This window comes from Bacillus sp. Xin1 (assembly GCF_013314535.1).
Taxonomy (GTDB): domain Bacteria; phylum Bacillota; class Bacilli; order Bacillales; family Bacillaceae_G; genus Bacillus_A.
Window position 1 is genome coordinate 25955 of record NZ_JABUAE010000004.1, and the last position, 13579, is coordinate 39533.

13 protein-coding genes are annotated in these 13579 nt (G+C 34.6%); 9 read left to right on the forward strand and 4 right to left on the reverse strand.

The annotated features are described in order from the left end of the window. Positions 1-19: 19 nt before the first annotated feature. The 3 genes from HRG09_RS06795 to HRG09_RS06805 form a co-directional block, all read right to left on the reverse strand. On the reverse strand, positions 20-1990 hold the full coding sequence (locus HRG09_RS06795) for an ABC transporter permease (protein WP_174100025.1): 1971 nt from the start codon (positions 1988-1990) through the stop codon (positions 20-22). 94 nt (positions 1991-2084) lie between these two features. Next, on the reverse strand, positions 2085-3107 hold the full coding sequence (locus tag HRG09_RS06800) for a sensor histidine kinase (RefSeq protein WP_174100027.1): 1023 nt from the start codon (positions 3105-3107) through the stop codon (positions 2085-2087). A gap of 2 nt (positions 3108-3109) precedes the next feature. After that, entirely contained in the window at positions 3110-3805 is a 696-nt protein-coding gene (locus HRG09_RS06805; protein WP_174100029.1) for a response regulator transcription factor, read from the reverse strand. A gap of 206 nt (positions 3806-4011) precedes the next feature. Here HRG09_RS06805 and HRG09_RS06810 point away from each other — a divergent pair, with 206 nt between their 5' ends. From HRG09_RS06810 to HRG09_RS06825, 4 genes are all read left to right on the forward strand, one after another. Then, complete coding sequence (locus HRG09_RS06810) at positions 4012-4284, forward strand: autorepressor SdpR family transcription factor (protein WP_018764634.1); 273 nt, start codon at positions 4012-4014, stop codon at positions 4282-4284. Beyond that, entirely contained in the window at positions 4281-4916 is a 636-nt protein-coding gene (locus HRG09_RS06815; RefSeq protein WP_174100031.1) for an SdpI family protein, read from the forward strand. Before HRG09_RS06810 ends, HRG09_RS06815 begins: the two co-directional genes overlap by 4 nt. A 211-nt stretch (positions 4917-5127) precedes the next feature. After that, positions 5128-5844 carry an ABC transporter ATP-binding protein gene (locus HRG09_RS06820; protein ID WP_174100033.1) on the forward strand — a complete coding sequence of 239 codons (717 nt, stop codon included), beginning with the start codon at positions 5128-5130 and terminating at the stop codon, positions 5842-5844. Continuing rightward, positions 5834-7408, forward strand: coding sequence for a putative ABC transporter permease subunit (locus tag HRG09_RS06825; RefSeq protein WP_174100035.1), 1575 nt, complete (start codon positions 5834-5836; stop codon positions 7406-7408). Before HRG09_RS06820 ends, HRG09_RS06825 begins: the two co-directional genes overlap by 11 nt. 85 nt (positions 7409-7493) lie before the next feature. Here the strand turns inward: HRG09_RS06825 and HRG09_RS06830 are convergent, their stop codons facing one another. After that, complete coding sequence (locus HRG09_RS06830) at positions 7494-8366, reverse strand: AraC family transcriptional regulator (protein ID WP_174100037.1); 873 nt, start codon at positions 8364-8366, stop codon at positions 7494-7496. A gap of 305 nt (positions 8367-8671) precedes the next feature. Between HRG09_RS06830 and HRG09_RS06835 the strand changes: the two genes are divergently transcribed. The 5 genes from HRG09_RS06835 (at position 8672) to HRG09_RS06855 (ending at position 13543) form a co-directional block, all read left to right on the forward strand. Continuing rightward, positions 8672-9442 (forward strand): ABC transporter ATP-binding protein, encoded by a 771-nt coding sequence (locus HRG09_RS06835; RefSeq protein WP_174100039.1) that lies wholly within the window; start codon positions 8672-8674, stop codon positions 9440-9442. After that, positions 9429-11378 (forward strand): ABC transporter permease, encoded by a 1950-nt coding sequence (locus HRG09_RS06840; protein WP_174100041.1) that lies wholly within the window; start codon positions 9429-9431, stop codon positions 11376-11378. Before HRG09_RS06835 ends, HRG09_RS06840 begins: the two co-directional genes overlap by 14 nt. A 152-nt stretch (positions 11379-11530) precedes the next feature. Next, entirely contained in the window at positions 11531-12241 is a 711-nt protein-coding gene (locus HRG09_RS06845) for a TraX family protein (RefSeq protein ID WP_174100043.1), read from the forward strand. Between the two features lie 139 nt (positions 12242-12380). Beyond that, on the forward strand, positions 12381-12947 hold the full coding sequence (locus tag HRG09_RS06850) for a class I SAM-dependent methyltransferase (RefSeq protein WP_174100045.1): 567 nt from the start codon (positions 12381-12383) through the stop codon (positions 12945-12947). Next, entirely contained in the window at positions 12947-13543 is a 597-nt protein-coding gene (locus tag HRG09_RS06855; RefSeq protein WP_174100047.1) for a DedA family protein, read from the forward strand. Before HRG09_RS06850 ends, HRG09_RS06855 begins: the two co-directional genes overlap by 1 nt. Positions 13544-13579: the final 36 nt, after the last annotated feature.

Sequence of the window (13579 nt, forward strand, 5' to 3'; positions counted from 1 at the left end):
AAACTCACCTTTCTAGCTCTTAAAGCTTAATATGTTGCGATAATTTTTGCATATATAGGGAACGAATTAACAAGAAAAAGATGATTTCAACGGTTCCGAAAATCATAAGGACAACCGTAACTTCAGCAAATAAAGATAGATTCATGATTTCTTGTAACATTCTTGTGGCAAACATTGTATGGATAGATGCCATAATATATGGAACAAAGAATAAAATTGCCAGTTGAATCGTAGCAGAGTGTTTCATTTCAGATTCTGTTAATCCAATTTTTGTAACGGTAATATATTTTTCTTGTTCGTTTGTTAAATCTGTATACATACGGAAATAAAGTACACTTCCAGCTCCAATGAAGAAAATAACGCCAAGGAACGTACCAATCAAGAAGAATGAAGCGGCACCTAATTTAATTTCGTATAGCGTGTTACTCGCTTCGTTCATGATAAATAATGGTTCTTCAGATGGGATATTTCTTCGATCTTTTGCAAATGTATCAAGATATTCTGCAGCAATCTCATGTGTCGTTTCCCAGTCTTTTACTTGAAAATTATAAAGTGTCATATGCTTCATATTATTTGATAAAGCATGTACTGTATCATCAGATAAAATCAGTATTTGTGATGTCCATCCAGTTGGTATCACATTAATCATTTCGTAACCTTTTACATGTAATGTAAGTGCATTTTGAGAAAGTGTGACGCTCTTTTGTTGAAACTCTTCTTGCATTGGGCTCAATATGTTTTGATATCCATATCCAGGTAATATATATGTTTCATTCTGTTTTACAAAAAGTTGCTTGCGATGTAAAGCAGTGGCCAATTTGTTATAGTCACTTTCTTTTAGTACATAGGCTTCCTGTTCATAAGGATTCATTTCATTCTTTTGCAATGAAACTGCATATAAATCTGTTTTGAATTTTTTATATGCAAATTGTTCTTCACTCAGCCGCTTCTCTAACCAGTCCATATGCTTTGAAGCAAGGGGATTAGCGTCGTACGAAAGGTAGGAGAATGGAAATGGACTATTGTTTGTAACGTCAAATTTCATAAATTTCCCAAATCCATATATAAATGTAATCATCGTAAATGCGAGAGTAGATAGCATTGCTACAATAAATAGCATATTAATATTTGTACGAATGCGGCTTGCTAAATCAGAAATCCACAGCATATTAATTCGTTTCATATAAAACTTTCTTCGCTTTTTCAGTATGCGAATGAGGAGGAAACTAATTTGAGAAAAGAAAAGATAGGTTCCAATTGCAACGAATGATGGAATAACGAAAATACTAGAAACAATGTATAGACCCCCTATATCTGAACCAAGTGATACAAAGTATTTTGGGTTCCCAGCTAATACATAACCTGATAATAAACAAATAGCACCGAATAGTGAAATCAGGATAGATGGTTTTCTTTCTTTTTGTTTCACATTCCCTTCTTTTAGAAGTCGTACCGCTTTTCTTGTTCGAATGAGCGTAGGAGTAAAAGCTGATACAACGATAAAGAGTCCCAGAAAGATTGTCGCTGTTAAAATAATCGCTTTTGTTGGCCAATATAAATAGAGTCCAGGAGCATATGTAATCTTTGCTGTTACCAATAAGAAAAATTGTGAAAATACAAGTCCAAATTGAATGCCAAAGAAGATGGATAATAATCCAATTAACATATTTTCCATAAAAACAAGGCGTTTCAATTGTTTTCTTGATATTCCTAAAACGGTTAACACGCCAAATTGTTTTTTTCGAACTTTTAAAAAGGTGCCGATGGAATAAAGTAAGAAGAAAAATGAGAAGAACACAATGACTACTTCTGAAAATATCATTAATCCTGAAATTCCATCAACTACGCTAGAATTCTGTAACCGAGGATGAAATAAATACACTGCAAATGAAAAGAACACAGCAATGGAAAAAGCACTACTTACAAAGTAAGCAAAATAAGCTCTAGAATTTCGTGTTACGTTTTTAAATGCAAATTGCCAAAAAGTCATGCTGTATACCTCCAAATTGAAGATATCGTTTGAGTCATGTTGCAAAAAATGTATGAGAGTAAGTTCTCATACATTTTGCTAAAATGTGTTATGTTCATTGCTCTGTCACCGCCCCAGATTCATCTGCTCGGTTATTCGCAGCGTTATGGAAGATGATTTTGATGCTTGTCCCTTTACCAACCTCGGAATCCAATTTCACAGAATGACCTAAATAAGAGCAAATCTTGCTTACAATATAAAGCCCCATACCAGTCGATTCTCCGAAAGTACGTCCATTTTTCCCTGTGTAAAATGGTTCAAATACTCTTCGAATGTCTTCCTGAGGGATACCAACACCTTCATCACGAATTTCTAAAATAATATCTTTTCCGTTTCGGTAAGCAGATAAGAAAACCTTTTTTCCACGCTCACCAGAATAACGAACCGCATTCGTCATTAACTGATAAATAATGAATTTAAGCCACTTGGCATCAGAGGCAACCATAAGATCAGAATGAACTTCTAGAACAGGGAAGACTCCGTTCCGAATAAAGAGTTCTTTTAAGCCATTAATATTTTTGGTTACAGCATCTTTCAGTGAAATGGTTTCAACGTGGAAATCTTCATGGAAGTTATTGAGCCGTGCCATATATAATGCCATATCAAGCCCTTGGTTTAATCTTTCTAGTTCTTTTTTAAATTTAGGAATGAGATGCTCATCTTCCATTTCAAGTACCATAAGCTGCATAACAGAAACGGGTGTTTTCATTTGATGCACCCAGTGGTTAATAAACAGTTGATGTTCTTGTTGTTTTACTTCATATGTTTGCAGCTCTTTTTGGAATAGGCGATATTGCGTACGAACAAGCTCGTTTACGCCGTGCGGCATAGGAGCGGTTGCTCTTTCAATAAAAGCATCTTCCATTTTTTCTGGTGGCTCACTTAACCTGTGATACATTCTGCGATTACGAACATAACGATAAGCAAGGAAGCAAATAAATAAATATAAACTTAATACAATAAAGTAGAACTTGTTGTTTTGGAATCCGTCTACTGCATCATAGAGAATAAAAATGATACCGAAGTTTAATGCATATAATAGAAAAAATGCAAAATGATCACGCAAAAATAACTTCATGCTTATTCACTCCAAGTTGTGTTAAAACGATACCCTAATCCACGTACTGTTTCAATGGCATTTTCAATACCAAGTTCATTAAATTTCTTACGAAGACGTGTAATGTTTACGTTTAATGTATTTTCTTCAACGAAGCTTTCATCATCCCAAAGAGCAGCTAATAAATCTTCACGATTTGCTGTACGAGGGAATTTTGATAACAGCATTTCAGCTAAGATTGCTTCTTTCTTTGTTAGAAGAACTTGTTCACTTCCAAAATGAATTTCTGGTCGTTCAGGAAATAATTTTAAACCTTCTACTTCAACGATCCGTTCTGAAATATTTGGTGCATAGTCACCGTAAATACGGCGTAATTGTCCTTTAATTTTCGCCATTACAACATCGTAGTGGAAAGGTTTTGTAATATAATCATCCGCACCGCTCTCAATTGCCATAATTTGTTCCATTTCACCAGCACGAGCAGAAATGAAAATAATTGGGCAAGTAGATTCATGACGAATTTGACGGCACCAGTAGAAACCATCGAACTTCGGTAAGTTTACATCTAGAAGCACTAGGTGTGGTTTCACTCTATTAAAAGAATCCATAATATCATCAAAGTTATCCGCAACAACAGCTTCATAACCGTATTTTTGAATATGAGATTGCAGTAAAGATGAGATATTTGGATCGTCTTCAACGATTAAAATTTTATACATATGTATATTCCTCCTAAAAACAATTGTAGCTATAGTGTACCATTTGTTTCGTGTCTTTTCATTAGCTTGAAACGAGTGTTAGTAAACAGTATAGGTCAAAAGTGGAAAAAGTAAAAAGGTCTTTGGATAGAATTGACAATTCATAGTTTTTATTTTAACATTTAGATAAATATATAAATGTCTAATTAGCGAAAGGAAGAAAGGTATTGAACCAAGCATTTAAAGCATTAGCAGATCCAACCAGACGAAAAATTTTAGACTTATTAAAAGAAGGAGATTTAACAGCTGGTGAAATTGCTGAACATTTCAATATGACAAAGCCGAGTATTTCACATCATTTAAATGCGCTCAAAAACGCTGAACTCATTCAAGATGAAAAAAGAGGACAATTCGTTGTGTACTCTTTGAACACAACCGTTTTTCAAGATTTATTAACATGGGTGTTTACGTTTACGAATAAAGGGGGAGAGGGGAAATGAGGAAGCATCTTTTTGCAATTATATTAATTTTGACAACATGCCTAGCATGGGCATTTGCATGGCCACATTTACCAGATACAATTGCAACACACTTTAGCGGCGGTAAGGCTGATGGATTTTCATCGAAAGTAACGGGCATGATGGTTATGGTTGGTATCATGATAGGTTGTTATATATTTTTAAATCTTTTAGTGAAAATCGATCCAAAGAAAGAAAACTATAGTAAATTTCCGAAAGCTTTAACGATGATAAACAATGGATTACTAGTTGTTTTATTTATAGGAAACATAGATATTATCACAAATGGATTAGGATACAATTTATTTATTAATCGAGTCCCGGAATTAATTGTCGGTATTTTATTTTTAATTATCGGTAACTATTTACCACAATGCAAACCAAATTTCTTTGTGGGTATGCGTAACCCATGGACGTTAAGCAGTGAAGAAGTATGGCGAAAGACACACCGCTTTAGCGGAAAAGTGTTTGTAGCTTTGGGACTTTTTATGATTGTAAGTATTGTTGTGCCGGCTAACTTGAGATCTTACATGATGCTTGCGATGATATTAATTGCTGTGTTGCTGACGAATGGATATTCTTATGTTTTATATAAAAAGGAAATGCAATCGTAAATAGCAGGTGATAGTCTTTAAAGCAGTTTGTAAGAAATTATACGCAGTAGGGATGCAGTCTTACTGCATATAATTTTGAATATAAGTTCTTAATATTCCAAAAACAATTGCGTTTGATTATAAATAGGGATGTTAGAGGAATGAAGCACAGGAAAAGGCTAAATATGTTGAGTCGATTCTATAAGAGTGAAGAGCGTTTGGGGGAGAGAGTATGTTAGAAATCATAAATTTTAGTAAGACATACAAAGGTGGTAGAAAAGCAGTAGATAAATTGAATCTGATTGTTCAAGCAGGAGATATTTTTGGGTTTATCGGACATAACGGTGCTGGAAAAAGTACGACGATTAAGTCACTAGTAGGCGTGATAGATTTCGAGGAGGGGGAAATTTTTGTTGATGGACATTCAGTAAAAAAAGATCCGATTGCATGTAAGAAAGTCATGGCATATATTCCTGATAATCCGGATTTATATGAACAATTAACAGGGATTCAATATTTGAATTTTGTTGCGGATATTTTTGGAGTGCCTGCAATAGAAAGAGAAGAGCGGATCCGAAAGTATGGAGATGCTTTTGAGATTACGCCATATTTGGGAGATTTAATATCTTCCTACTCACACGGTATGAAACAAAAAGTAGCAATCATATCGGCAGTTGTGCATCGGCCAAAATTATTAGTTTTGGATGAACCTTTTGTCGGATTAGATCCCAAAGCTGCCGTTGTATTGAAAACGATTATGAAGGAACTTTGCGAATCAGGCAGTGCGATTTTCTTTTCTACCCATGTATTAGATGTGGCAGAAAAGTTATGCAATAAGATAGCGATGATTAATAAAGGAAAACTAGCAATTTCAGGGGAAGTAAAGTCTTTAATAAAGGAACATTCATTAGAAGAGCTCTTTATGAAGGTGCTTGCTGATGAAGAATAATACGCTAGCTCTTTTAAAAATTCGTCTCATAACACAGCTTGGTCTCAATACTTTTAAGTATGAAAAAGATAAGAAAAAGAAGCAGAATAAAATTTTAATTTCAGTATCAATTGCCTTAGTGGCTGTTATGTTGATGTTGTATTGTGGAAGTTCGGCATATGGATTGATAAAACTTGGGATAGGTGAAGTCATTCCTGTTTATGCCTTTGTTATTAGCAGTGTATTAGTTTTATTTTTCACTATGTTTAAGGCGAATGGTGAAATTTTTGCCTTTAAGGATTATGATTTTGTCATGTCTTTACCGATTTCTGTAAGTGCGATTATTGCTAGTAGATTTTTGTATTTATACGTATTAAATACGGTCTTTTCAATGATCATTATGCTGCCGATGGGCGTTGTTTATTGTATATATGAGAAGCCATCGGCGTCTTTCTATTTAATGTGGATCATAACTCTGTTTACAGTCTCTTTAATTCCAACAACAATTGCGGCAGTTTTTGGAGCATGTATTACGGCAATCGCCTCTAAATTTAGACATGCAAATAAAGTCACTACCATTTTGAGTTTTATCGCAATTATTATATTTGGCTTTTTTATGTTCAAACAGGGAAATACGAAATATAGTTTTACAGATTTAGAAGGGATTGGTGCAACTGTTTCAGAGGGATTAGCTAAGGTGTATCCATTAGCTAACATTTTTCAAAGAGCAATTGTCGATGCTAATATGGGAGCTTTTATCTTTTTTGTTGGCATATCAGTTATTTGGTATTATCTTTTTGTAAAAATACTCGCTCTTAAATATAAGCAAATCAATACAGGTATTTCTACGTACCATATGCTTTCAAATTACAAGATTGATAGTATGAAGAAAGAAAAAGTATTGATTGCATTATATAAAAAAGAACGAAAGCGCTTCTTTTCTTCTACAGTATATGTGATAAATATCGGTATGGGAGTTGTCATGGCAGTCATCTTCTCACTTGCAGTGGTTGTAGTAGGACCAAGCAAATTAATCGGGTATCCTGGAATCGAAACAATTTTACAAAAGGTTGCGCCATTTGTTATTTCAGCAATGATTTCGTTGACGTGTACAACATGCGTGTCATTGTCATTAGAGGGGAAAAACGTATGGATTATCAAATCATTACCTCTTACACCTAAGATAATTTATGACAGTAAGATTCTCATGAACCTTTCACTGAGTATACCTACATCAATTATTAGCGCCATTCTTATGATAATCGGTTTAAAGCCGGATATTTGGACTGCTATTTTACTCATAATTACTCCAATTGCCTATTCATTCTTTTCAGCTGTATGGGGAATTTTTATAAATAATCGATTTGGTTACTATGATTGGGTGTCAGAAACGCAAGTAGTGAAACAGAGCATGGGAGCTTTTCTGGGTATGTTTGGAGGCATGATTATGGCTGTCATACCCGCCTTGCTAGTAGGTACCGCTGTGATATCAAACTATAGGTTGTTTACTTTTGCAGTAGTTGTAATGATTTCGATTGTGACTGCAGTACTGTATAACAATGAATCTAAAAGAAGTATAAAGTGAAACATTAGTCTAAAAAAAGCTGTCTCCAAAAGGGAGTTCAAAACGACCTTTTGGGATAGCTTCTTTTATTAATCCTATGCGTGATTTACTTTTTCAAAACGGGAATCCATATTTCGCTCTTAAAAGTTGGCGAAGTTACATCTTTATTTTCATTCCAGAGAATTTCGGGCCCTTCCAGTTGTTCATAGTTTGAAGATGGAAACCACTCAGAATAAATGCGTCCCCATACATTTTGTAATGTTTCAGGAAATGGTCCGATTGCTTCGAATACGGCCCATGTTGAAGCAGGGACTTCAAGTAGTTGGAACTGGTCTTGGCAATCCTTTGTTGTTGCTACACCAATATAGTGGTCCAACTCTCCTTTTTCCTCCATTCTCCCTTCAGAAAAATTGGTAGAAGCGCTAATGAGTCCAGTAGGTTCAACATTCGAAAGCGTCTTTAATGCGTGGATTGCTTGACTGTCTAAACTTTTCCACATAGAAGCAATTTCTTGGTTTACCCCGCTGAAAATAATCGGTACTCGTTTTTTTATACCAACGATGCGAAATGCTTCTTTTTCTTCGATTCTATAGTTCATTTCATGTCCTCCTTTAATAGATAACTGGAAGGTCATTCGTGAGTAGGCTTTAAGAGAACCGCCACTATTTCTAGCCTCTGACGGCGTTATACCATGCAGGTTTTGAAATGCTCGTGAAAAAGAATCTGGTGAGTTGTATCCATATTTCATAGCGATATCAATGACTTTTACATTACTATCTTTTAGTTCGAATGCCGCAAGAGTAAGACGTCTACAGCGAATATATTCTGAAAGTGAAATGCCTGCAAGGAAGGAAAACATCCTTTTAAAATGATATTCAGAGCAGAAAGCTAGCTTTGCCACTTCTTTAAAGTCAATGCTATTCGCAAGATTATCTTCAATATACTGTATTGCTGCATTCATGTTTTTAAGCGAATTCATGATATGACCTCCTTATGTAAATAGAATAGCAGGAATGAAATAACCTCATCCGACATTTCGTGCACAATTATGTAGGGCAGTTTTTTACCTTACAGAAATGTAATGTTTCTGTAAGGAGAATGAATGGCTGGCTCTTTGGCCCAATGTTATAGTAGCAAAGTAGTTATTTCATAAAGTTAAATTTCGTTTTCTTCTGCTAAGTAGCCTTACATAACTGTCATGTTTGTGTAAGAAACATCGATAGTGGCAAGAGTAGAAGTTAGATATAGTGAAAATAGAGAATAGAAGAAGAGAGGGATATAGAGATGAAAACGGTATTAGAAGCGAAAAATATTAAAAAAGTATATGATACAGGTGGAAATAAATTTGAAGCGTTAAAAGGAATTAACTTACAAGTTCAAGAAGGCGAGTTCGTTGGAATTATGGGACCTTCTGGGTCTGGTAAAACGACTCTTTTAAATGTTCTTTCTACAATTGATAACGCGACGAACGGTGAAATTTTAATTGATGGAAAAGACATTGTGAAAATGAATGATGACAAATTGGCATTGTTCCGCCGTGATCATTTAGGTTTCATTTTCCAAGATTATAATTTATTAGATACGCTAACGGTGAAAGAGAATATTGCTCTGCCACTTGCGTTATCCAAAGTGAAAGCAAATGAAATTGATCGCCGCGTTCTTGAGATTGCGAAGAAGTTTGGCATTGATCACATTTTAAGTCAATTCCCATACCAAGTATCTGGCGGACAGAAGCAGCGCTGCGCAGCATCACGTGCAATCGTTACAAATCCAAGTATGATTTTTGGGGACGAGCCAACAGGAGCGCTTGATTCTAAATCAGCAACAGACTTATTAGAAAGTATGAAGTCATTAAATGAATATGATAATTCAACCATTTTAATGGTAACGCATGATGCGTTTGCGGCAAGTTATTGTAAACGAGCTATCTTCATTAAAGATGGCGAGTTATATAAAGAATTGCACCGCGGGGAGTTAACTCGTAAACAATTCTTCCAACAAGTAGTAGATGTAATGTCCGCAATTTCTGGAGGCATGGCCCATGACATTATCTAGCATTGCCCTCCGCAACATACAGCGGAACTTTAAAGATTACTTTTTATATTTTGCATCGATGATCTTTAGTATCGTCATTTATTTTACATTTAAGGCACTTCAGTACAATTCACAAATGGAAAAAGCAGCGGAAGGCTCTAAGAAAATTAGCGGGGCATTCCAAGTTTCCAGCGTGATGCTGATTATTTTCGTAGCAGTATTTATTATATACTCTAACGGATTCTTTACACGAAAACGCAAAAAAGAAGTTGGATTATATTCACTGCTAGGAATTCGAAAAAAACAAATTGGTAAAATGTTATTTTATGAAAACATGCTAATGGGATTAATGTCATTAGTAATTGGAATTGCGATTGGTAGTGTACTTTCAAAATTATTCCTTGAATTGTTAGTAAGTATGATGGGATTAAACCTAAATGTGCATTTTGAAGTACCGGTGGCAGCAATTATTGATACAGCTATTATCTTTTTCGGCATTATCCTTTACACATCACTACAAGGGTATCGTCTAATCTATCGCTTTAAGTTAATTGAACTGTTCCGTGCAGAGCGTGAAGGAGAGGCAATGCCAAAAGGATCGATGATTATGGCATTACTGTCAGTCTTCTTAATCGGTTCGGGATATTTCTTATCGCTGATGTTTATGAAGGCTGCAAAATATGCTGACTTTATGATGGTTGCATTTTATATTTTACTTGCAACGGTACTTGGTACGTATTTACTATTTATGTTCTTTACAGTATTTGTATTAAAAAGAGCAAGACATAAGAAGTCATCCTTCTATAACGGTATGAATATGGTAACAACGTCACAGTTATTATATCGTATTAAAGGAAATGCAAAGTCTCTTGCGACAATTGCGATATTAAGTGCGGTAACATTAACGGCAGTTGGTACTTCTGTTACGATGTATTACAACACATTTAAGCAAGCGAAGAATGTTTCACCATATAGCTATTCATACGTGAAACAAGATGCAGCGTTAGATCATAAAGTAAATGCAATTCTTGATGCAGAAAAGAAAAATCATCCAGTTACAGAGCAATCTGAAATTGAGATGGTTCCTGTGAAAGGAAAGTTTGAAGGTAAAAGAGCGGATCAGGTTATGAATACACATTATCTTGTTACAGAACAATACCAGCTTATTTCTCAATCGACATTTAATAGAATTGCGAAAAAAATGGATGCAGATGCTGTGAATTTAGCTGCCAATGAAGCATTTATATATGATAGTCTATATGTTGAAGGGCTTGATTTCGGTCCTGAATATAAAGGGAATAAGGCTGTATTCCCTATTGGAAATGAAACACAAAAGCTTACAATTAAAGATGTAGATAATCGCAATATCACGAATTTAAGTGAATTATTTGTGATTGTTCCAGATCAAGTATATGAACAAGCGAAAAAAGTATCTGGAACACGTGTTGTAAACAATATTGATATAAAAGATGAAAGAAATAGTAAGGCACTAACAGAAAAATTAGCGAAAGCTATCCCAGCAGGAAAATCTGAAATTGAAGCATCATTTAGAGACTTCTACACTGGTTTCCAAGCAGGTCTTGAAGCGACGGGATTAATGATGTTTATCGGATTATTCCTAGGTTTAGTGTTCTTGCTTGCAACAGGTTCTATCATTTACTTCAAACAGTTAACAGAAGCGAGTGCGGACCGTGATCGTTACGTTGTCCTTCGTAAAGTTGGTGTAACAAAGCAAGAAATGAAAACGGCAATTGCAAAACAAGTAAGCTTTATCTTTGCGATTCCATTAGTAGTTGGAATTCTACACAGCTTATTTGCATTAAAAGGTTTATCAAATATATTGCCATATGAAATATTGATTCCGTTATTAATGAGCATTGGTATATATAGCGTGATTTATATTGGGTATTACTTCTTAACAGTTCGTTCTTATTATAAGATTGTGAGCGCGAAGTAATAAAGGAAGCAGCTATCGCTAAATAGGCGGTAGCTGTTTTTTATACAAAAATCTTACAAAAGTGTAATGTTAATGTAAGAGAAGTCGATAGTCCTCCTAACAGGAAATCGTTATAGTAAGAAAGTATTTAAAAAAGGAGGACTACTATTTTTATGAGGTTAAATGCTTTTCAATTAAAGATTTTTGCAATGATCTTAATGGTCATTGACCACGTGTATACGTATATTCCAGGTATGCCAATGTGGATGCATCATCCAGGACGCATCGTTGCGCCAATTTTCTTCTATTTTGTCGTAGAAGGATTCTTCTATACACGTAATCGTACGAAATACGCGACTCGTGTATTTATGTGGGCAGCGATTATGTTTGCAGGTTCAGCACTTATTCAATATTTGTTCCCAAGTGACAGTGGACTATCTAATAATATTTTCTTGTCACTTGGTTTAGGAATTGTTTTATTAATTGCAATTGATTATACGAAGCGTACAAAAAACTATTTAGTAGGGATTCCAGCTGCAATTATTGCGGCTGCATTAGGAATGTTTACGGAAGCAAGCTTTATAGGTGTAATCATGACATTAATCTTCTATTTCTTTAGAGAGAAGAAAATGTGGCTTATTGTCGCGTATGTGTTGCTTTCACTACTAGAGGTTCCATCGTTACTAATAGATGGAGAAATCTTTACCAAAATGGGATTGTTTGGATACAATAACCAATGGATGATGGTATTTGCTTTACCGTTTATTCTCTTATATAACGGAGCGCGTGGTTTAAATAATGCGTTCACGAAATATATGTTTTATATTTTCTACCCTGTTCATTTATGGATTATTTATACAATCGGATATTTTGTTAGTAAATAAAGAGAAAGCTTTGTGCATGTGCACAAAGCTTTTTTATTTCTTCATAAAATCTTAAGAAATTTCCATGCTATTTTTTAAAAAATGATCGTTATACTTGAAGCTATATTAAACAATACTGAATGAATGGGAGAGGTTAGAAATGCAACTTATTACATTCTTAACCGAATTTGTGAAGCATCCAAAGAATACTGGGGCAATTGCACCTAGTTCGAATAGATTAGCCAAAAAGATGGTAGGCGCGATTAATTTTGAAGAAGCGAAGTACATTTTAGAATTAGGACCTGGAACAGGTTCATTCACGAAAGAGATTATAAAGAGAAAAAAAGAACATACAATATTTATCTTGATTGAAATTAATGAAGTTTTTTTCAAAAAATTACAGAAGCAGTTTAAGGACGATCCTAATATTTTAGTTATACATGGATCAGCTGAAAATATAAAGAAATACATAGAGGATTTACAAATAGAGAAGGTTGATTACGTATTATCAGGATTACCCTTTACGTCTTTACCAAGAGAAGTATCATCTCGTATTTTATCTAGCGTCATGGAATCATTAAGTGAGGATGGTGAATTCATTACATTTCAATACTCGCTTGCAAAGAAAGCATTTATCCAAACCTTTTTTCAGGAAATTTCATTAAAAAAGGTTTGGTTGAATCTTCCACCAGCGCATGTTCTTAGTTGTAGAAAGGCATGTATGTAATGGAATTACATGAATTGTTATCATATATTGAGCAGTATGGTTATTGGGCTTTATTCTTTTGTCTATGGCTTGGGATTGTAGGCATGCCAGTTCCAGATGAAATGATTGTAATGAGTGGTGGGTTTGTATCATCGGTGGGCATACTAAGTGTAATTCCTGCCTTTTTGTTAACCTATTTAGGTGTAGTGTCAGGTCTTTCATTAGGATATATACTTGGAAAATTATTTGGTTCTAAATTACTTGATAAATTAATGAAAAAGAAGAAAGTAAAGTACCTTTTAAAATCACAAAAACTGATTCATAAATACGGACATTATGCATTGGCAACAAGTTATTTTATACCTGTCGTTAGACATATCGTTCCTTATTTAGTTGGCATGAATCGTATGTCATTTAAAACATATGCTTTGTATTCATACACGACAGGATTCATGTGGACATTGCTTTATTTTATGCTTGGTTCTATGTTTGGTAAATATATCGAGACGATTGTAGAACTTGCGACGAAGTATGGCCTCTATTTTGGTGGCACAATTGTCGTCATAGCAAGTATTTCATATTTATATATGCAAAAGAAAAATCAGGTAATGGGATAGATTACTTCTCCAAATATTCGCAGGCAGTAAGGAAGA